The sequence below is a fragment of the Bdellovibrionales bacterium genome (genome assembly GCA_016714165.1).
In the GTDB taxonomy this organism is placed as follows: Bacteria; Bdellovibrionota; Bdellovibrionia; order Bdellovibrionales; family UBA1609; genus JADJVA01.
The window spans coordinates 184,638-205,146 of sequence record JADJNU010000001.1; the positions used below are offsets into that span (position 1 = coordinate 184,638).

A 20,509-nucleotide genomic window follows, 5' to 3' on the forward strand; every position below is an offset into this window, starting at 1 on the left:
CAGTCTAAGCCAAGGGATCCTTAACAGAAGTCTGCCATTTTAAGCACTGATCCTCACCCCTAGACTTAAGCCTAGCATTAAGTTCACCTGTCCATCATCCGAAAGATTCACATGAACCGGTTGAAAATTGTCCAACTGTTTCAAAGGGTTTGTGAACGATATGGGTTTTGATTACGAAAAATCGAAATCAAAGTCAGAACACAACGATAGCTTTTGGGTATCGTACTCTGATCTTTTCATGATGTTGTCTGTTGTATTTTTACTCCTATATACGGTCACTAGTTTAAGAAGTGGTACCTTCGGAATAGAAAAAAACATGGAAGCTCAAAGAATAGCTTATGAGAACGAAGATCTAAAACAGCAAATCAAGGTTTATGAAACTCTAAAAGAGCAGCAGGTGCGTGAGTCGAGTCCAGAAGATACTCAGGTCTACGAAGAACTGATGGGTCAGTTGCATTTACTAAAAGACGAAGCCAAAGATGAAAATATGCAGCTGAAAAAGAAAGTCGCTGAAAATGAAACAAAAGAGAAGGCGTTAAATAAGTACCAACAAATCATTCGTAATATAATCAATTCAAATGTATTGGCCCAGGCTCGCCTTCATCGTCGGGACAAAATCATAAAAGAAAGAGAAAGCGAAATTTCAAATAAGTCAGTTGAAATTCGTGGACTGAAAAAAGTGGTCGATGAGAAGCAGAAATCAATTGCTCAGAGCGAACTGGAAGTTGCTCGAATAAATAAGAAGCTAGAAAATAAGATTCAGGAAGTGAAAAGGGCCTATTCAGAGAAAAGAATAACTGAGGAAAAAATGGAAAAATCCATTTCCGACCTCAGACGAGATTCTGTTGAGAAAGTGACATCTCTCCAAGAATCAAAAAGAAACTTGGAAAATGAGCTGAATCAGGTTTCAAGTAAGTTAAACGTAGCCAGTCGTGATTTGAAATCGGCAAATTCAGCTATCGCCCTCAAAGATCAAGAAAAACAAAAATTGGTCGATGAACTGACCTTTGTTAAGTCCAGCTACAAACAGCAGATGGGAAATCTTCAGGCAGAGTTTGATGCAAAACGCGAACGTGAGCAAAGAGAGCTGAGAACCGCTTTGGCAGATGCAAAGGCGTCCGCCGGAGAGATTGCAGCGAGGGAAGCAGAGCTTAGGGCCAAAACGGAAAAGGATCAGCAGACCCTCAATCGCCAATTGGGTTCACTTTCCAAAAAAATACAAGATACTGAGGGTAAATTGTCAGATGCGCTCGCAAGCAAAGATGCCATTGCTCAAGAGGCCTCCTCGATGAGAGAAAAAACAGTTGCTCTCAAGAAGGATCTCAGTCAGATGAGAGAGCTAGCTGATGCCAGGAAGAATCTTGCTCGAAGAATAAAGCAGAATTTCTCAAAAGCAGGAGTTAAAGCGGACGTGGACTCCAACACGGGAGATGTAATCATTTCGTTTGGAAATGAGTATTTTGACACAGGAAAATCTGATTTGAAAGCGGGAATGAGAGCCATCCTTGAGAGGTCAATTCCGATCTATTCGCAGAGTCTCTTTGAAGATAAGGCGACCGCCGAGAAATTATCCTCCGTTGAAATTGTTGGATTTTCATCCCCTACCTACCAAGGTCGCTACATTGACCCTGATTCATTAGAGGAGAGGGATAAGGCTGCTGTTAACTACAATCTGGATTTGAGTTACTACCGAGCCCGTTCGATTTTCTCCTACATTTTTGACACCAAAAAAATGGTGTACAAGCATCAAAAAGATCTCTTGCCGCTTGTTAAAGTGACGGGCCGAAGTTATCTCGCAGAAAAAAAGGGTTCAAGAAATGTAGCAGGGGATGACTCAGGATCGGGATTTTGTGGCAGTCATGATTGTAAGAAAGCACAAAGAGTAATCATTAGATTTGAATTGGAATAGTTTAGAATAGTAAGGAGAAAAAAGCGATGTTAACCTATTACATTGACCAGGTGGTGAACATGGTGGTCACGCTTGCAACAGGAATTCTCATGCCCACGATGGTGTGTGTCTTCTTTGTCGCAATGGTGTTGAGACTTCTGATTTTCTATACGGTGAAAAGAGAGGAATGGTTTGCAAAGGAGTTCGACCGACGGGTTGATAATTATCTAGAGGAAGCAAAGAAAAAGGACTTTGAATCTTTTTTCATTGCCTGTAAACGCCTCTTAGAGAAGACATATTATGAGATATTCGAAGTGAGAGCTCTTCTCAAAAGACGGAAACCAGATTCAGTTATGCATTGGAGTGATAGAGTCTTTTTGATTAAACAAGGGACGGCATGGATGGTGAAGGATTTGTTGAAGCACTTGCGCCATTTGCGATTTCATCACGATAGCCGTCCGAAATTGTTGCAAATATCAAAAATTAGTTTTCAGAGAAATCCTTGTTTTAGCAAGGTATTCGGTTTGCTTCCGGCATCTGCCTTTTCTGATATTTTGAATATTCTTCCCAGCATGTTTATCGTGGGAGGGATTTTCGGAACTTTTGTCGGAATAATGAAGGCCTTGCCGGAACTTGGAGGAATGGATTTCAATGACGTTCAAGGAAGCAAAACTGTGATGGATCAGTTTCTGATGAGCGTTGCTTTTTCTATGAAGACATCTGCCGTTGGAATTATGCTTTCTGTGACATCTGGTTTTGTCAATGCACTTTTTGTTCCAGAAAAGGTCTTTGTAGAGACAGTTGATCGGATGGAAAGCTCGTTAGATAAGTTGTGGCATATCAGCAACAACAATGATCTTCCACACGAAATCCCAGCTTTTGATGAGCATCGGGATCCGTTGGATGCTTTGGCGGAACAGGCGGTGGATTTAGAGTTTAACAAAGCAGAACGACGCGGTGGCGGTGTAGGAAGCAGCAGGGATAGCGAAAGAGGTCATGGGAAATCATCGACGGAGGGGTCGGAGGTTAAGCGTACCGGGTAGAGAGGATCATCTAAGAAGATATGTCAAAGGACACAGCTGTTTTTATTATTGAGGAGCTTCTGACAAGAGGCTCCAAATTTCATTATCTGGATGAGGAAAGCTTTTCCATCGGACGATCCGGAGAAGCTGGGCTCCAGATTGAAGAAAACGGCGTTAGTCGCGTCCATGTTGTCGTCTGGGTTAGCAACAATCAGATGTTTATCGAAGATCAAAACTCAAAAAATGGAACCCGTGTCAACGAACAAGCGATTTATCCATCGAGTCCTGTGCCTCTCCAGCATGGCGATATCATTCAACTGGGCAATTACAAACTGATTAAGATTAGTTTAGGTCCCGGGGCCACAAAAGCTAGTGAGGTGGAACCTCAAAGCGATCTTGAGTTCAAAGGTCAAAGTGAAGAACCGAATGAGGACCTTGAGGATAAGACCACCCTGGACGAGAATATGGATCCGGAAAAAACAGATGTTTCTCAGGTGGTTCACATGATAGAGGAGGATTCGATTGAACGACCTCCCTATTATGGCAAGTCGAGTCAGTCCACTGTCCCTTCATTTGGCGACGGAGCAGGCGCCGACTGGAAAAGCGACGCGCAAAATAGAAAAGATATAGACGCAGAAGAAAGTGAATATCGCCCTCCACTACCTCCTAAAGCTGTTGAAAAGCCATCGATCCAGTTTCATGAGGCCCAGAAAGTTCTTGGCGAGGCGAACCTAATTCGAGGTGAGGCACAGAAGAATTCCTCAGAGCTGATCCGTGAAGCACAAGAGACTGCCAATAAGCTAAAGCGAGAAGCCGAGCAGTCCGCAAAGTCGATAACTGAAAACGCGAAGAGAAGTGCAAAGGAGATTATCGAGAAAGCCGATTTGGAGGCAAAGGATGTAACAAGTCGATCAGAAATGGCTGTTGATTATGCCCGCCGCGAGCTTGAGGAGTTTGTTGATAAAACAGAAAAGGCAAGGGTATCTCTGGCCGATTTGAATCATGAGATACTGGGGCAAGAGAGTCGAAAACAAGAGCTGATCGAAATTCTTGCCAATTTAACCGAGGAAAGACTTCAGGCGGAAAGTGATCTGAGAGAGAAAAAGCAGAAACTTGAGGAGGAGGTCAAGCAAGTTGAAAGGGCCTTGCGGGAACTTAAATCTGAAGTGGCAGAAAAGGAGGAGAAGCTCCGTGACTTGATGCTGGAGTGCGAAAGGGTCAGGAGATCGGCAGAAAAGGCTCTCGAGGAAGAAAAAAGGTCCGTACAAGCACAGTTGAACTCTGGGGTGCTCACTGTAGAAGCAGAACGACGTTGTTTGAGAGCAGAAGAAGATTTCAATTTTCTGACGACGGAAATAAAAAAATTAGAAAGCGGAATTTTGAGTCTTCGATCAGAAAGAGATCTGCAGATTGAAGAAATTCGAAAAAATCGCGACGAGGCAGAGGAACATGTAAAACTTCTTCGCGCCGTGACAGTAGAAGAAATTGAGGCGTTTAAGAGTCTGATTGAGGATGAAGCCTTCAAGCTAATGGATGAGGCCGAAGCAGAAGTGACGAAGATTGCCGATCAGCTGGGCAGAGCCCTAGAGGGAAAGCGTGAAGTTTTGCGAGTCGAAAAGGAAGAGTTTGAAAAGAGAAGAGTTGAACTTGAGTTGGAGTCCAGTTCCAAGGCCAAGGAGGTGATGGCCGAGGCGCAAAGGCAGGCGGAAGTTGTATTGAAGAATGCTGAAAAGTGGGCAGATGATAATTTTAATAATTCCCGTCGAAAAGCGGAGGAGGAGCTCGAGCGCATCCGCATTGAAAAGAGAAGTCTTGTGGAAAAGGCCGAGGAGGATCTGTTAAAGGCGCAGAGGGAGTCACGAAGCCTTTTGGATGAGAGCCAGATGAAAGCTGAGAGCGTTTTGCGCTCGGCCAAAGATCAAGCGCAGGCGGAGTGGACCAAAGCCGCAGCTTTGGCTGAAAATGAGTTGGGCACTGCCAGAGAAAAAGCTCGGGAGCTGTTGGAATCTGCCGAGGCCCAAGTGGCGCGACGTCATAAAGAGGCTCAGGAAATATTGAGCGAATCTCAAGCCAAGTCCGAGGAACAACTGGAGAAGGCCAAAAAGACAGCGGAGGAACTTGCGGTCTTTTCTCAGCGTGAGTCAGATCGTTTGACCGAGGAGGCTCGAGAGAAAGCACGGCAAATATTTGAGGAGACTCAGAGGAGTCTAGATCAGGAAAGGACCACCTGGGAGGAACGAAAGCGCAGGATTGCTGAGGAAGTAACCTCAATTCGTGAAGAGGCAGAGGCAAAAACAGTTGAGATGACAACTTCTGCCCAGAGAAAATCTGAGACTTTGCTTAAGAAAGCACAAGAAGAGTATGATTCTAAGATGCAAAAATTGGAAGCGGAGCGAAAAACTGCTGAATTGGAGATGACACAGGAAAGGGAGAGGGTTCAAAAGGAAGCGGCCCAAGAGCGCGAACGACTTTTGGAACAGGCAAAAAGTGAATACAATGAGCAGCGGCGCAAAGATAGCCTGGAATTGAGTGCCTTTAAAATGAAACAGGTAGATGAGGCGAAGGAGAGATTTAAGGAAGCAGAAAGAGAAAATCAGTTTCGCAGAAGAGAAGAGGCCTCGGAAATCGCAGCCGCTATTGATAAGGCTGTTTTGCGAAGGATTCAAGATATTGCATCGAAGGATGTGGCTCCAGAGGTGCGAGATCAAATCTCAACAGAAATCCAGGACGTTGTTAAAAGAATACTCAATGATGAAGCTCTCAACGATCAGGAAGATTTGAAAAAAATCATGTTTTTTACTTCAAAATCAGGATGGAAGGCAAGACGCTTTTGGCGCCGCATGGGTTACGCGGGGGCAGTCGCTGCATCAGTTATCATTTTCTTCACAGTTTTTCCTCTTGTATTTCCTCAGTGGAGTTCCAAGGTTGTGGATTTGGCCTCGTCCGATAAATCAATTCAGGAACGCTATGTCGACGAAATTAGAAAGCAGCGTGAAAATCGTCCTCGTTATGAGCCTCCCCAAACGGATGATTTCAAAAATTCCTATGTCGAAAATGTTCTTTATACTCGAGATTTCGTCAAAATTAAAACCGACAAGGGATTTCAAGAGCGCTGGATTTCTGACCTAAATAAATTCTTTCTTGATAAGTTGCGATTAAATGAGAGTGTGATTGTCAACTTTATCTCACGGGAAAACACCTTGCTAAAGGATCTGCAGATGGTTCAGCAGTCCCTCCAGCCAGCAACTGCTGAAGAGGGAATAAAGCGAATGAATGACATTGAAGCCATCGCAATTGAGGACATGAAGAAGATTTTGGGTGGAAATCTCAAAATAAAAAAATACAAGGAATTTGCGGCGAGCTACTATGTTTCTCATCAGGGCAAGCAGGGATCTGCTTACGAAGAAGAAGTGCCAAGTCAAAAAACCTCTTCTCAAAGTGCGAGAAAGGGTCTTGGAGAAATGAAAGAAAAGACTGAGGAGGGCGTCGCACCACCCCTTAAAGGCGAAAAGCAAGAACTGTCTTCTTCTGAGACAGAACAAGATTCTTCTGTCAAAAGTCCAAAGAATAAAAAGAGACAAAGAGAAGAAAAGATCCTGGACACTGAAGTGGATCAGCTGGATCAGCTGGAACAGGAAATTCAATAAATTAGCTTTTCTTTTGTTAATTTGGGTTGGCTAAACACCGATATGACTCCAGGGTGTCGATTAGAGCTCAGGGTGGGAAGATCCAAGTGACAGCGGCAAAGCAACTTGAAATTTCTCAGTATCATTTATCTCTTATTCAGCTCTTGGATAAAGCGGATCAGGTGATACTCGGTAAAAGGCCTCAGATTAAATTGGCCCTTTGTTGTCTTTTGGCTCGCGGGCATTTACTTATTGAGGATATACCGGGTGTTGGAAAGACGACTTTGGTCCGTTTGCTCGGAAAAAGTTTAGGCTTAAATTCCACTCGAATTCAATTCACGAACGATCTCTTGCCGTCTGATATTATTGGAACGACAGTGTTTGATTCTGATAAAAGGCTATTTCATTTTCATCGCGGCCCGATTTTTGGTGAGATGGTAATTGCTGATGAATTGAATCGGGCGACTCCTAAAACGCAGAGCGCCTGTCTCCAAGCAATGGAAGAGCGCAAGGTTACCGTTGATGGAGTAACTCATGAACTTCCAGTTCCGTTTTTTGTGGTCGCTACTCAAAACCCGATGAATCAGGCCGGAACCTATCCGCTGCCAGAATCCCAATTGGATCGCTTTTTGATGAGAATTGAAATTGGCTACCCTCATGCTCTCGCCGAAAAAGCCCTTTTAAAGGGTGAGAGTAGAGACAAGTTGATTGAGGAATTGGAGCCTTCTCTTTTTCCTCAGGACTTAGTTGAAGTGCAAAAAATTGTCGGAGGGATCCACTGTTCGGATCCCATTATTGACTACATTTATCGAATTCTCGAATACACTCGCAATCAGGCGACGGACCAATGGGGGTTGTCTCCACGTGCAGGACTTGCGCTCCTGAGAGCATCAAAGGCGTGGGCCTTTATTGAAGGTCGTAACATGGTGGTTCCGGAAGATGTCCAAGCCGTGGGAGTTGGTGTCATTTCTCATCGACTTAACGGGGGAGACAATTTTCAGAACGGGATTGCAAACCAGAAAGCCAAGGAAGTCCTGCAAGCCGTTAGGGTGGACTAAATGGAAAAATGGGCTCGCCATTTTCCTGGAATGAGGTACGGAAAGGTTTATATTTTTCCGACGGGAATGGGCTTTGTTTTTTTGATTGGAACGGCTCTTGTGATCATTACGGGAGCTACTTACAACAACAATTTGGTTTTTCTCTTGGGCTTTTTTCTATTTTCCATTTTTGTTATCAGTATGGTTGAAACTCACAACAATTTGAGGGGTATTAGTGTGGAATCGGCTTCGATACCCGATCAATTTGCCGGCTCGCCTTTTTCAATCCCTCTGCGGTTTGTGAATCAGGGGAGCTCTGTTCGTCAAATGGTTGAATTCTATGCTTCTCATTCGAAAAATTATCTTGGCCATCGCAGCTTGATCGAGGAATTAGGAGGTCGAGCGATGGTTCTTCATCCCTTGGTTTGTGGCGCTGGAAGCCGTGGGATCTGGCCAGTTCCTCAGGTTGTCTTGACGACAGTCTTTCCTTTGGGGTTGTTTCGCGCTTGGACAGTTCTGAATCCTGGAGGGGAGGTTATTCTTTATCCCAGTCCAATTGGTAATTTGCCACTTAGCTATACCACTAAAGAGAATGATACTTCCAGCGTGAATAGGAATCTGGGACATCAGCGCGGCGATGATTTCAGGGAGCATAGAAAGTACGTACTTGGTGATAGCTTTCGGCGTGTCGATTGGAAGATTTTTGCTCGCCGAGAGCGACTAATGGTTAAGGAGTTTGAGGGTACCACGGATAAGAAGATATCGGTTAGATTTAGTGAGGTTTTGGCTCGTGATTCAGAGCTCGTTTTAAATCAATTGTCCCGTTGGCTTGAATTGGCAAAGGAAACAAATGCGCCGTTTGAATTGGTTATGCCGGGGGGGAGAATTCCATTTGGAGTCGGCCCTCAACATTACCAGAAGTGTCAAAGAGAACTGGCGCGTTTTAATAGGCCCGCATGAACTATGATGATAAAAAGCGAAATCTCATTTATTTCCTAGTTGGATTCAATATTCTCCCTCATGCGCTGACGGTACCAACTTGGGTTATAGGGGTGTCGGCACTTTTTCTCCTCTGGGGGCTTTCCCATTACTACCGTTCCTGGCCGCTTCCGCGCTCGGGATTTTTGAAGGGGATAGTTGCACTTGGGGGAGCGGGTATATTCTTTCAGTATGGCACTGTGATGGGACAAGAGCCGGCAACAGCACTTTTGGTTCTGATGGTTTCGGCCAAACTATTGGAGTTAAGGAAGTTTCGAGATGCTGTGGTCGTCATTTTACTTTGCTACTTGATATTGATGGCCAAATTAATTGAATCACAATCAATGGAAATGACGCTATTCATGGTTTTTGATGTTCTGCTCATTACAGCAGTTCTGGCCACCCTTTATTCGTCCTCTACTCAGGGAAAAATTCGATTTCTCATGCGTCGGTCCTTGATTTTTGCTTTGCAATCGATGCCATTGGCATTTGTTCTTTTTGTTGTCTTTCCTCGATTTAGTCTAAATCTTTGGAATCAGTCAAAGAAAGTAACAGGAGAGACCGGATTTTCTGATTCTCTGCGCCCGGGCCGAGTGGCTCATTTGGCAGAGTCCGATAAAGTGGCATTTCGAGTTTCATTTCCAGAGAGGCAACCAGGTTCGGTGCGAGGTCTTTACTGGAGGGGACTGGTGTTGACTCTCAGCCGGGGTTTGGATTGGGACAAAGGGGTATTTCAAAAGGGAGTTCCTGTTTCACCGAGAACACCGGAAGACGGAGATACAGCACGCAATGAAATCGCGCAGGACATATTTTTTGAGCCCTCTTCTGATCCCTATTTATTTGCTTTGGATTGGCCAGCCTTCGTTGGCTTCTCAGGCGATCCCACTTCGCGTTTGGTTCGGACATCAGAAGGAAAGACTTTTGAATCAAAGATTAACCTGAGCAGTCGGCTCTATTATCGCGCATTCTCTGTGGTTGATAGCACGAAAGCGAAATGGATGTCCCCTGATCCAGAGATATACCTAAAGGTAATTGGAGGGGTCAGTTCAAGGGTGGAGGATTTAGCAAAGGAATTTATTGGGAATGGCAAGCAGAGTTCAAGAGAGGTTGTCGACAGAATTCTGAACTATTTCACCTCTAACAAGTTTAGATACACTCTGAAACCTGGGGAAATGACGGATCTTGATGATTTTTTGTTTTCTAAAAGAATGGGATTTTGCGAACACTATGCCGGTGGGATGGCCAGTCTTTTGCGATTGGCTGGGGTGCCCTCGCGAGTTGTTGTTGGTTTTCAGGGAGGAACACCCAGCCTGTTAAACGACTATTACTTCGTTAGATATTTAGATGCGCACGCCTGGGTCGAATTTTGGGATTCGGAAAAGGAGACCTGGATGAGGGTAGATCCAGTTGAGGCTATTTCTCCACAGCGCATCGCAATGGGTGCTGCCGCCTATTCAGAAATGGTAAGGGAGGATGTCAGTGGTATTTTTAATTCACAAAACCTACCCAAGTGGCTAAGAGGAGGTCTTGGAGAGGTGGGTGAAAGGATTCACCTGATTTGGGATCAAACTGAGTCTTTGTGGGTCAATTTTCTCTTGCGTTATGATTGGTCATTTCAGAAGGATATTTTAAAAAGGTGGGGAGTAGAATCCTACGGTCGCTGGGTATTTGTTGTGGCAGGTGTGCTTTTCTCAGTGATGATGGTGGTATTTACTCTGTTTATTTTGCGCGGCTCTCATGATCATAACGAGCCAGACTTGGTTTTGTACAGGTTGCTTTGTGACCGTCTTTCTCGGGCTGGATTGGTGCGAGAGAAAACGGAGGGCCCACTTGAGTTTTGGAGCAGAGCAAAAAACAAGTTTCCCCAATCAAAATCGCTTCTCGATTCCATCTTTGAGCCTATTATTGAAAGTCGATACGGTAGATCTCGCCTTGATCGAAGGAAACTAGGCGAATTGCGATATTTGATCAAGAGACTGAGAATCCAAGTCCGAGGGGAAGAAGCACAAAAGCCGAGGATGCTTAGTTAAGTTCACTCAATTGGTCGTTGAGGGTCCAAAGATCGTATAGCCACCCGATACCGAAAAGAGATCCCGTTAAAAGCCAAATGATTCCCGTCACAAATTTTCCCATGTAAAAGCGATGAATTCCAAACACTCCTCAGAAGACAAGCAATATCCATGCGACGTTATAGTCCAACGGACCATCCTTAAAGCGGCGATCCGCTTGCTCGTTCATTCCCGGAATAAGAAAGAAATCCACGACCCAACCGATTCCAAGTAAACCTAAGCTAAAGAAATAGATAGTCCCCGAAATGGGCTTGCCAAAATAAAAGCGGTGAGCTCCCATAAATCCAAAAATCCAAGTGAGATAGCCGATAAGGAGACTGTGCGATGATCTATTTGTATCCATGAAGTCCCTCTTGAGGTAAGGTTAGGCAAGGTTGCAAAAGAACTAACTGGATTCTGAGTCTCATTTGACTGAAGTCAAGCCGCCATTTGCCCTTCTCTGCGGGGTGGTCAAGACGGATGCTTTTCTGGAAGGAGTTTTAATGCCTGCCAAGTCGCTGGAACTGTCGGTTTTTTCTCCATTTAGTCGGGAGGTCCTTGAATCTCTGCCTTATGATACGCCTCAAGAAATTGAAGACTGGCTTGTTCAGGCCCACAAGTTGAGCCGCCAGCCCAGATCTCGATTGTCGGTGAGTCAGAGAATTTCTATTTTGGAAAGAGCCAAATCCTTTGTTGAAAAGAAATTTGATCGCATTGTCATGACGGCAACTCAGGAGGGCGGCAAGCCTTTGTGTGATTCCAGAATTGAGATTGAGAGGGGGATTCAGGGCATCCGAACTGCTATTGAATCGCTTAAATCTATGGGAGGGGAAGAAATTCCGATGGGATTGACGCCAGCCTCAGAAGGCCGATTGGCGTTTACGAGACGAGAGCCGGTAGGAATTGTTTTTGCTGTTAGCGCATTCAATCACCCCTTCAACCTTATCATTCATCAAGTCATTCCTGCGGTTGCTGTGGGTTGCCCTGTATTGGTTAAACCTGCTAGGCAAACGCCCTTGAGTTGTCGTCGTCTCATCGAAATTCTTTACGACTCCGGTTTGCCTGAAGAATGGTGCCGGATGGTCATCTGTGATCATCAAATGACAGAGAATTTAGTGAGAGATCAGCGCTTGTCTCATTTTAATTTTATAGGTTCGGCCGAAGTGGGTTGGAAATTACGGAGTCTATTGGCGCCTGGGGTGACAAGCACTCTTGAGCACGGCGGAGCTGCGCCCGTTATTATATGTGAAGATGTAAAGTTTGATGAGGCGATTCCTCTTCTTTTGAAGGGCGGATTCTATCATGCAGGTCAAGTTTGCGTGTCGGTCCAGAGAATTTTCGTGCATGAAAGCAAGGTCAGGAATTTCGCCGCACAACTTGCGAGAGGCGCAGAAAATCTTAAAGTTGGTGACCCCTTAGATGAATCCACAGAGGTTGGTCCCATGATCGATCCTAAGGAAGTTCGAAGAATTGATGATTGGGTCAATGAGGCTGTGCAAACGGGGGCCCAGCTTCTCGGAGGAGGGCAAGTTCTTGCTCATCACTGTTACTCGCCAACGGTGTTGTATAACCCCCCCGAGGCCACTCGCATCACTCGCCACGAGGTCTTCGGCCCTGTCGTTGCCATTTATCCATTTAAAAACATCGAAGAGGCGATTCAGAGAGCCAATCATTTGCCATTTGCTTTCCAGAGCTCCGTTTTTACCGATAATATTCATCTTGCCTTAAAGTGCTGTCGAGAGCTTGATGCCACAACCGTGATGGTGAATGATCACACAGCCTTTCGAGTGGATTGGATGCCCTTTGGCGGGCGACGTCAGTCAGGTGTCGGCGTCGGAGGGATTCCTTATTCTATGAAAGAACTGACTTACGAAAAACTTATGGTATGGAAGTCACCTGAGTTGATGTGATTCTATGAAACTGAAGAAAAACGGAGAGAAGAAATGAACACACACTTAATTCGACTTATAGCGGTGATTGGCGCTCTCGTGACAACAGGCTGCCAGTCGATTTCTCATCGCAGAGCAGCTGACCCAGAAGTGGCGATCCGTCATTTTGAAGCAAATCTTGCTCCTGCAAAAAAATGTGCCGACGATCTCGTGAAAAAGAAAAAGGACAGAGAGGGAGAGATCTCTGTTCAGTGGACAGTGAATGACAAAGGTGAAGTTTTGAATCCCCTTGTGGCGGAGAACACCTTTGGAGATCTTGCTGTTGGCGATTGTTTTCTGAATTTGCTGCATCGCCTTAAATTTCCCCCTACCCAAATCTTTACAAAAACCACAGTGACCTACGCATTCCGGTGGACGAGTCTTGTCGAGAGAGCTTCACCTCCAACTAAAACCCCCTAATCATTTTATTTAGTTGAAAAAAATTCCCGAGGAAATTTGCTTCAAGCGAATTTTTTTAAGATGTCTTTGAATAATCCCCAAAATAGGACTAGTTACTGGGGCGCTTCTTAGATTCATTTTTTGTTTGGACCCCTTGATGGAGGAAGATGATGATACAGTCGGTGCCCATGAAAATCGAACGAAGTTCATTTCTAGTGAGAGTTTGGTCTTTTGCATTGTTTTCTTTTTTGACATTAGGGTGGGGGCAGGCTTCCTTCGCGATTTCCGAAGTAGATGGAGGTACGTTTCCCTTCGCAAGGCCTGCTACTCTTCCTTCTGGTGACGCAGATTCAACCTCAGAACAGCGTGTCGTTGACGGAATAAACTCATTGGCAGAAGGAGACGGCAAGCTCGTAGATACTCAACCAATCGAAGTTGAAGGAGAAAAGCTTCAGGTGGCTAAGCCCACAAAGGAATTTGCCCAATTTCTAGATGGGCTAGGGGAGATTTTCGCAAAGCTTGGGCCTGTCGGTGTTGTTCAGCAGATTGAATTAGCCTTGGCACAGAACAAAAAATTACAAGGCCTCATAAAACTGACCCAATCTGAAGGGAAATACACTGTGACGGTGAGAGTCCACCCAAGTGCCGTTGAATCAGTTACTTATCTCAACCAGAGATTTGCTGAAATGGGTTTGAATAACTTGGTGTTTGTCGCTTCAGAGGATCCTGCCTTGGAGGACCCAACTGCCCTCCCAAGAGAAAAGATTAAACTTGTCAAGGTTGTTCGTATTGGGTTGGGTGTTGGAGTGGCTTTGGTGGCCGCCGCCTTGAGTATGCCCAGCTTGGATATCCCCGCGAGGGAGTTTCTCATTGGCGGGGTTCCAGCTATGTCTGTGGGGGTAGCGTCAGCAGCTTTGGAGTACCAGTTTGCCGCCCCGGGAATGAACCGATTTTGGAACAAGGTCTTCAGTGGTGGACCTGTTATTGGTCGAATAAAAAATATTGGAGTTAACTTTGCCTACGGAATGATACTTTACGGAGCGGGAGTGGGAGCTTCGCAACTTCCCACCGTATGGGGTGGCTCACCAATTCCTGTTGATGGCCAGCTGGCTTTGACAGCGGCAGTGATTCAGGCGGCAATTGGAGGAATTTGGTTCAACGCGGTGATGGGGCAATATCAGACTGATATAGGGCTTCAACAGAGGCAAGGCAGACTAAATGCACCTGATCGTTATCGCCTTGAAACCATTGGAGTGATTGTTAACAACGGCGGTCGTGTTCTTAGTTGGATTATCCCTGGCAATCTTGGTATGTACGCACAAGCGTTATTCTTTGCATTTAGAACTTTTCCCAATGCGGGCAAGACCTATCTGTCTGACCAGGCCACCGACGCGCGAATTTATAGGTCCATTCACACTAAGGAAAAACCCGGTGGAGGCCGATGGAAGCGGTTCGTTCGCAGTTGTGCGCAGATTGTCTATCCGGGACATTGAGGCTATCTTAAATAAACTCTGGGCCTCATTCTTTTTTTAGATCAGTGGCTATCGAGTCGCCCAGAGACATCTTTTGAATACTTGAGTCTTCAAAAATATGCGCTGCATCGGGAAGTGCGGGATGCATGCGCATAGGATTTTGACAAAAATGAAGAGTTTCATTCTTGCGCCAATAGATATCTCAATGGCTTTTCAGGATGTGCGGTCCAAAGTGTCGCAATCTGGAATAAGGAGGACAGGGTCTTTCTCGTTTTCAGCTTGGCCTTAGGGCTAGTCCTGAAAAACTGTCTAAAGTCACGCCTCAGCAAACTGGTCCGACTTGTCAATTTTCTATGGAGTGATTTGGATCTGACAGTTTTTCTATGGTTTTCAATCGAATATCTCGACCTTAGGACGGCTCCCTCCTTGCTCTGTAAAGAGTCAACAAAATGACTTTCAAAAGGGGGACGTGTGGGATTGACAAAACGGATCATAATCGCTCAGGCATTTTTATTTTCATTAGGCCTTTCGACGATGGGCTGCCAACAAGGATATCAGGAAAGAACTGTTGTTGGTGCGGATCAGATATCATTAGATGATAGTTCGCCGGAGAACGAACTTCCAACTAAGGTGAATCAAGTCAGTGTCGTTGCAGAGCTGACCGAAGCCGCTCTCTCTGATGCCACGATTGAGATAGACAGTCTTGTGGATTCAAGTGGCAGCCTTGGCCTGAATTTCTCTTCTGGCAACCTAGGAGCTCAGAGCGCTCTTGATGTACTCAAGAAACTGCAGGAAGCCTTTGATAAGGTTTTGGCTTTTCTCAATCAGGTAACAGAAAAACTTGATGAAGTCAGGGCTAAGTTGGACGAGGCCAAAGAGTGGTTGGATCCTACCAATCCAGCGCACGCAAAGCTCATTGAAAAGCTGGATAAAATGATCGCCCGCTTGGAACTTATAGAAGATCGAATCGATGGTCTTCTGGGGCAAATTGTTCAGCGAGTTGATACTGTGGTTGCCAGTCTTGATCAATACAAAGCAAAATTAAATCCATTGAATCCAGTTCATGTAGTCGTGCTTGTGTATGTTGATCAGGTCAGGGGCAAACTGATTGATTTTAGACAGAAAATAGCAGACGTCATTGCGAACTGATTCCAAATAAACACCACTGTGGAGGGTAGAACCTGAACCGCAAATGAATCAGCCAAGACAATCAAACCACTTCGCCAGCGCCCCATTGGGGCGTCTGGCTTTGACGGTGTGAAAGATAACAGAAGTATTCCACGAAAACCGCTGGATCAGCGTCATTCTCCTACCAGTCGCTTGCAGCTAATTAAACTAAGTTCACTCACTCTTACAGCTGGCCTTACGGAGCCTTTTGCTCGCCCTTGTTCGCGGCTCTCTGCTTTGCGTAGGTTGTCACGACATCCTGAACGGGCTCGGAGCGGCGATGATCTTTCCTTCGGACCTCTTCAATCGCCTCCGTATTTGGATTTTTGCCCTTGAAAATATTCAAAATATTGTCGACAGTTTTGACCGCAGTTTGAAGATCCTTTTCTACGGCTTCACTGTAAGTATACCCGGTCAAATGAACACCCTCAGAATGCAGTTCGCCAAAGACGTAAATCGTTTGAGTACCGGGTCCCCAGTTAAAAAATACCTGGGCAACAAAGGCCTCTACACCATCATCACTCGGATTGAGAAAGGAAAGGTATCGAACATAATACTTGTCGTATGTGGCGACTTCTTCGCGGTTCTGATCAGTCAGAGAGCGAACATATTCGCTTTCCACCCATTTTCCTTCATCGCGCAATTTGACTTCACCCATATCGGACAGATTGTAGGTTTGGGTCTTTCCATCTTGTTCAATACAAAAGGTCCGAGTTTGATCCCAATAAGCGCGATAATCCTCATAGGGTTTGTGAGAGCACAGATCTATTTTAACGTAAGGAATCTCCTCTGCACGCGCAGGGAGTGCTGTGAGTAAAATGAGGGGTAAAATCAATGAGCAAGTTCGCATATGGGTTCCTCCTGTGTGGCGAGAGAGAGAAATTTGAGACAGAAACGGCGAGAGAAAGAATAAATTTCAGATTCAGGACTCTCCTTTCGGTCCCCTTTGAGACGATGGATCTTGGAGGAAAACTTCAGCAAATCTTGTGCCAGACTTATTTATGATGACATGTTCGCGAGAATTGGTGGTTCAATGAATATAAATATGTGGGATATGGGCGTATGTTATTTGGGCGTGTTATATTGGCATCTTTGCTTTTGTTTCGAATCTAACTCTCAACCTAATTCTGTGTGCAAGTGATCTTATCTTCCTTACAAAATGAAATTAAGGTCCTATCGTGACATCTTTCTAATACTTCTGCGCGAGCCTCTTTTTCGGTCTTTCCGATAGCAGACACCCGATGGCCCATGGACTGGAGTTTACAGGTGTAGGTTGAAACAATTTTAGGACTGCCTTCAGAGAGGTCGAGCATTTTAGTCCCACTGTCTTTATTTTCGTCATTTGGATGAATGACCTTTAATCCTGAGCAACCCGCAAACGAAGACATCACAATAAATATACCCAATATCGTTTTTGACATCCGAATTTCCTATTCCTCTACCCTCTAAAGCCTCTCGACTCGGCGAAGAAAGGTCAATAGGCATTAACAAGTTTGATCAGAAATTAGGACTTAACAACATAAGAGCAGCCCAAAATTTTGGTTCGGCCAGATCTGGCACATTTGTTGCTGAATTCTGGATTTGCTTTGCTTCTGTGGTCTGGGCTTTTGAATTCTCGCTGAGTGCCATCATCGTCTGAATCCAAAGAGAAATCAATCAACTCAACGACTTGATATTTTTGACTATTTTGAACTGTGGGTTCAGTTGATGATTCGTGTGTTCAGATTCTTAATCTTCTATTTGTGTCATTCCAGGAAAATGGCCGGTTTAATACCAAGCGATTCTGACCGCTGCATCGGGTTAAAAAGCACTTTCTTGAGCGGCGCTTTCCCTGTTTGGGAGCATGGAATTGAGTGGGCGTGGCCAGCCTCTTTCAGCAGGGGTTAAATTGAATTCACTTTTAAGTCGACGGTTGATATCGGCCTAACAGCGCCGAAGAGGATCGGTTCCTCATGCGCTGTGAAGTGGCGGCTTGCCGCCCTCGGGCCAATTGATGAAAGAGACTGGCCAACATCGGCAAGCTGAGGGAAGTCAGGCGATCATTTTTTGAGCTTGATCAATTTAACCGGATGGGTCGACCGCAAAATAGCACTGCCATTGCCCAGGCTTTGAGAGCGGATTTCGATTCTTTGGTTGTAGATTGAAAATTTCGGTTGATCAGCGATCATATTTTTCTCCGCCGAGACTGATGGTGTGATCTCGATTAACAACCCTGTATTTTTATGCAAAAGATCTCTTCAAGTTTACAGTGCGCCGGAGCCTTGGTAGGCGGGTTTCAGTCGTGCGGCCTCACAGAATAACGGGGTTATGCTGGTGAGGGAGATACACGGTTTTGAGATATTCATTGGCTTGTTCCATAGTTCTGATCTTATTTAACCTCATCTCGGCCACGAGTCGATCCTGAAACGTTTGAAATAGCCGTTCATGGCTTCGCTTCTGGGGAGTGAGCGAAGATGATCTGGCACCAACTTTCTCGAGTGCGCGACCGACTTGAGAAAAGCCCTGTCGCTTGATGCCGCCATAAATGCCAGCTTTGTCCACGTACAAAATTTTGAATACACCTTTAACCGTGATCAAGTCCTTTAGAATCTTCAGACATGCGAACGTCGTCTCACCCTCGAAAAATTCACAGCCACCACCTCACTGGTTGCGTCGTCGATGGCCGCATAAGGCCGGGTTTCGCGATTATCAAACCATCTGTGATGACTGCCGTCCATTTGGATTAAAAGGCCCGATTGAGACATCCTGGTGCGTTTATATCGTGGCTTTGCCCGGCGCTTTTTTGCTCTCTTAACCAATCCTATCTCGTGACACCAGCTGCGGAAAGTTTCGCGCTTGAGATCGATGCCTTCCTCATGTAACTTTTAGGGCATGAACCAGTTGCTTTTCCTCGCTTTTGCACTCGACGTTTTAATTCCGGTGCCAATTTGTTCTTTGGCGCACGACCCCTATTCCCATGTCGAATGAAGGCAATTCCTCTTTCCGGTAATTAGTTAGGTAACGCCTTAATGTTCGACCCGAAACCTGCAGAAGCGTTTCTGCTTCAAATCAGTCAACTTGTTTGCCCAACTTTGGCTATGACCTCAAAACGAGCAAATCCTGTGATCCCATGACTAACCCCTCCACTTGCAACCGTGAGTGGCTGAAATCAGATCAGGGAGTGTCGCACAATGAAACAAAAAGCGGTCATTTTCCCTTGGTAATTAAACCCGGACAGAATCGCTTGGTAGTTACACTTAATCTTCTATTTGGTCGCTTATTTGATCGTTTTGCAGTCTGATTTTGCGCTAGCTGACGATGAAAGAAACTATATGGTTGAGGCTGATCAACCAAAGCGACAGTGTCTATTGGAAATTCTTTCACCCGCCATGAGAGAGCCTGGAGTTCAAGATGAAAGAATCGGCACTGGCACTGGTGTCACCCCTTATATTCTGAGCTTGTTGACTTTGTACCTTGAGGGGCATGCCTTGCACACAGATGCCATCTCAGCGCCCAGTGATCACCATATTGAAAGCGTAACACAGAGATTTTTTGGAAGGCCCTATTCACTGCAAACGATCGTCCGGCACCTTAAGAGCACCTATGACTTTGGTTATTTTGATTTTCTTGAAAGTTTAGGAATCGATCTTAAACTTGTTCGGTCACGTAAGGCAAAATTGGATTTAGATAGAATTTCCACGGCTTTGGCGCAATTGGATCAGGAGAACTATTCCTTGAGCCTAAAACCAGCAGACCCAGCTTCAGCGAAGAGGCTGAGTGAATTGTTGGGGTACGATATGAGTCTCCGCATGCTCAATGATAGATTGGAGGGGCTCGGTCTTGGGTATTATGAGTTTCTTGAATCGATTGGAATTAATCCGCTCAAATACTCCGAGAAGGGTGCAAGCTCTTTATTGGTCAAGACGCTGGTCGGTTTCACATTAATTAAGCTTTATAGGGCGGGTTTCTCATTGACAGAAGAATCCCTACTCCGAAAGTCGAGAGAGGCGATATCGCCCATTATCTTGACCACAATGGGTCGAGATCTTAGCATCCGTACAATAAGAAATAGAATTGTGGCCGATTTTGGAGGGTATTATAACTTCCTGGAGGAAATTGGATTTGAGGTCAATGAGCTTCGATCTCGGAGATCGAATAACTCCGAGCAGACAGAGACAATTCGACAAGAGACCGAGCGGAGAATTTCCGACTGGCTTGTGGGACGCTTGCTGACCCACTTGCATGATCGAGGAGGAATTTTCACGGGAGAGAATCAGCCCATGATCGATCAGTTATCTACTTGGCTTTTGGGCAGGCCGGTTTCATGGCTGCAACTGAGGCATATTAAACTTCGGATCGGAGTTCACCTCAGAGAAATGCCCGTATCTCGAGCCAGTCTCATACTTCAAGATATACGGGAATCTCAATTTACCAAAGCTAACATGATACTTTATGTGAAGGCTCAATATGCAGATGGACGCTTCCGCAAGCGAGCTGATCCCAATTTAAACATTACGCGAGCTATTTTTGGATTTCCCTATACTCATGCGCAGGTCATCGATTCGTTTGTATCAGCTAACAAGATTTCATTTACCTCTTTCTTAAAGGAAATCGATGCCTACGACCTGGAGAACTTCTATCTTACTCCTCACCTTGGCCATTTATCTATTGAGGATCTTGTTTTATTTTTTAAAGAGGTTCAGAGGCTCGATTCACTTTCTTATTATTTTTGGAGTGATGATATGGTTAAGCGAGGAGTTCCTGAGCTGATTCACAAATATTTTGGCGAAGGAGTTGAGCCCAGGAAAGTGGTCAGTCATATGATTCGACGAGGCCTTGGCTGGAGTGGATTTTTTGATGAACATCAGATACGCCACTCAGGAAGCAGAAAAAACATTCGAAATCCGCAATAAAAAGGCAAACACAATCAGGGATTCAGGATGCAAGAACCTCCAGAATCGATAC

At 45.2% G+C, this 20,509-nt stretch carries 14 protein-coding genes and 1 pseudogene; 11 read left to right on the plus strand and 4 right to left on the minus strand.

The features are described from left to right. The first annotated feature begins 151 nt into the window (after positions 1-151). From IPJ71_00820 to IPJ71_00845, 6 genes are all read left to right on the plus strand, one after another. Entirely contained in the window at positions 152-1,909 is a 1,758-nt protein-coding gene (locus tag IPJ71_00820) for a hypothetical protein (GenBank protein ID MBK7842227.1), read from the plus strand. 26 nt (positions 1,910-1,935) lie between these two features. After that, a complete protein-coding gene (locus IPJ71_00825; GenBank protein ID MBK7842228.1) occupies positions 1,936-2,931 on the plus strand; it encodes a hypothetical protein in 996 nt (331 codons plus the stop codon). A 20-nt stretch (positions 2,932-2,951) separates the two neighbouring features. Further along, positions 2,952-6,557, plus strand: a complete 3,606-nt coding sequence (locus IPJ71_00830) for an FHA domain-containing protein (protein ID MBK7842229.1) — start codon at positions 2,952-2,954, stop codon at positions 6,555-6,557. A 110-nt stretch (positions 6,558-6,667) separates the two neighbouring features. After that, positions 6,668-7,594 (plus strand): MoxR family ATPase, encoded by a 927-nt coding sequence (locus IPJ71_00835; protein MBK7842230.1) that lies wholly within the window; start codon positions 6,668-6,670, stop codon positions 7,592-7,594. Continuing rightward, complete coding sequence (locus IPJ71_00840; protein ID MBK7842231.1) at positions 7,595-8,533, plus strand: DUF58 domain-containing protein; 939 nt, start codon at positions 7,595-7,597, stop codon at positions 8,531-8,533. Next, positions 8,530-10,581 (plus strand): DUF3488 domain-containing transglutaminase family protein, encoded by a 2,052-nt coding sequence (locus IPJ71_00845; GenBank protein MBK7842232.1) that lies wholly within the window; start codon positions 8,530-8,532, stop codon positions 10,579-10,581. The genes IPJ71_00840 and IPJ71_00845 overlap by 4 nt, the downstream gene beginning before the upstream one ends. Here IPJ71_00845 and IPJ71_00850 read toward each other — a convergent pair. Next, a pseudogene (locus tag IPJ71_00850) lies at positions 10,574-10,963 on the minus strand (TM2 domain-containing protein). The gene IPJ71_00845 and the pseudogene IPJ71_00850 overlap by 8 nt on opposite strands. A gap of 139 nt (positions 10,964-11,102) precedes the next feature. Between IPJ71_00850 and IPJ71_00855 the strand changes: the two are divergent. The 4 genes from IPJ71_00855 (at position 11,103) to IPJ71_00870 (ending at position 15,547) form a co-directional block, all read left to right on the plus strand. Beyond that, complete coding sequence (locus IPJ71_00855; GenBank protein ID MBK7842233.1) at positions 11,103-12,509, plus strand: aldehyde dehydrogenase family protein; 1,407 nt, start codon at positions 11,103-11,105, stop codon at positions 12,507-12,509. A gap of 33 nt (positions 12,510-12,542) precedes the next feature. Further along, positions 12,543-12,947, plus strand: coding sequence for an AgmX/PglI C-terminal domain-containing protein (locus IPJ71_00860; GenBank protein MBK7842234.1), 405 nt, complete (start codon positions 12,543-12,545; stop codon positions 12,945-12,947). Between the two features lie 149 nt (positions 12,948-13,096). Further along, a complete protein-coding gene (locus IPJ71_00865; GenBank protein MBK7842235.1) occupies positions 13,097-14,419 on the plus strand; it encodes a hypothetical protein in 1,323 nt (440 codons plus the stop codon). Positions 14,420-14,869: 450 nt separating this feature from the next. Continuing rightward, positions 14,870-15,547, plus strand: a complete 678-nt coding sequence (locus IPJ71_00870; protein MBK7842236.1) for a hypothetical protein — start codon at positions 14,870-14,872, stop codon at positions 15,545-15,547. Between the two features lie 214 nt (positions 15,548-15,761). On the opposite strand, the gene IPJ71_00875 is transcribed toward IPJ71_00870, so the two are convergent. The 3 genes from IPJ71_00875 to IPJ71_00885 form a co-directional block, all read right to left on the minus strand. Further along, complete coding sequence (locus IPJ71_00875) at positions 15,762-16,415, minus strand: hypothetical protein (GenBank protein MBK7842237.1); 654 nt, start codon at positions 16,413-16,415, stop codon at positions 15,762-15,764. Positions 16,416-16,686: 271 nt separating this feature from the next. Next, positions 16,687-16,986 carry a hypothetical protein gene (locus tag IPJ71_00880; GenBank protein MBK7842238.1) on the minus strand — a complete coding sequence of 100 codons (300 nt, stop codon included), beginning with the start codon at positions 16,984-16,986 and terminating at the stop codon, positions 16,687-16,689. Positions 16,987-17,854: 868 nt separating this feature from the next. Continuing rightward, positions 17,855-18,142 carry a hypothetical protein gene (locus tag IPJ71_00885; GenBank protein MBK7842239.1) on the minus strand — a complete coding sequence of 96 codons (288 nt, stop codon included), beginning with the start codon at positions 18,140-18,142 and terminating at the stop codon, positions 17,855-17,857. Positions 18,143-18,813: 671 nt separating this feature from the next. Between IPJ71_00885 and IPJ71_00890 the strand changes: the two genes are divergently transcribed. Next, positions 18,814-20,457, plus strand: a complete 1,644-nt coding sequence (locus IPJ71_00890; protein ID MBK7842240.1) for a hypothetical protein — start codon at positions 18,814-18,816, stop codon at positions 20,455-20,457. The last annotated feature ends 52 nt before the right edge of the window (positions 20,458-20,509 follow it).

Coding starts and splice junctions, on each gene's coding strand:
- IPJ71_00855 (MBK7842233.1), top strand. CDS start 11,103: ATGCCTGCCAAGTCGCTGGAACTGTCGGTTTTTTCTCCATTTAGTCGG.
- IPJ71_00845 (MBK7842232.1), top strand. CDS start 8,530: ATGAACTATGATGATAAAAAGCGAAATCTCATTTATTTCCTAGTTGGA.
- IPJ71_00840 (MBK7842231.1), top strand. CDS start 7,595: ATGGAAAAATGGGCTCGCCATTTTCCTGGAATGAGGTACGGAAAGGTT.
- IPJ71_00825 (MBK7842228.1), top strand. CDS start 1,936: ATGTTAACCTATTACATTGACCAGGTGGTGAACATGGTGGTCACGCTT.
- IPJ71_00875 (MBK7842237.1), bottom strand. CDS start 16,415: ATGCGAACTTGCTCATTGATTTTACCCCTCATTTTACTCACAGCACTC.
- IPJ71_00865 (MBK7842235.1), top strand. CDS start 13,097: ATGATACAGTCGGTGCCCATGAAAATCGAACGAAGTTCATTTCTAGTG.
- IPJ71_00860 (MBK7842234.1), top strand. CDS start 12,543: ATGAACACACACTTAATTCGACTTATAGCGGTGATTGGCGCTCTCGTG.
- IPJ71_00880 (MBK7842238.1), bottom strand. CDS start 16,986: ATGTCAAAAACGATATTGGGTATATTTATTGTGATGTCTTCGTTTGCG.
- IPJ71_00830 (MBK7842229.1), top strand. CDS start 2,952: ATGTCAAAGGACACAGCTGTTTTTATTATTGAGGAGCTTCTGACAAGA.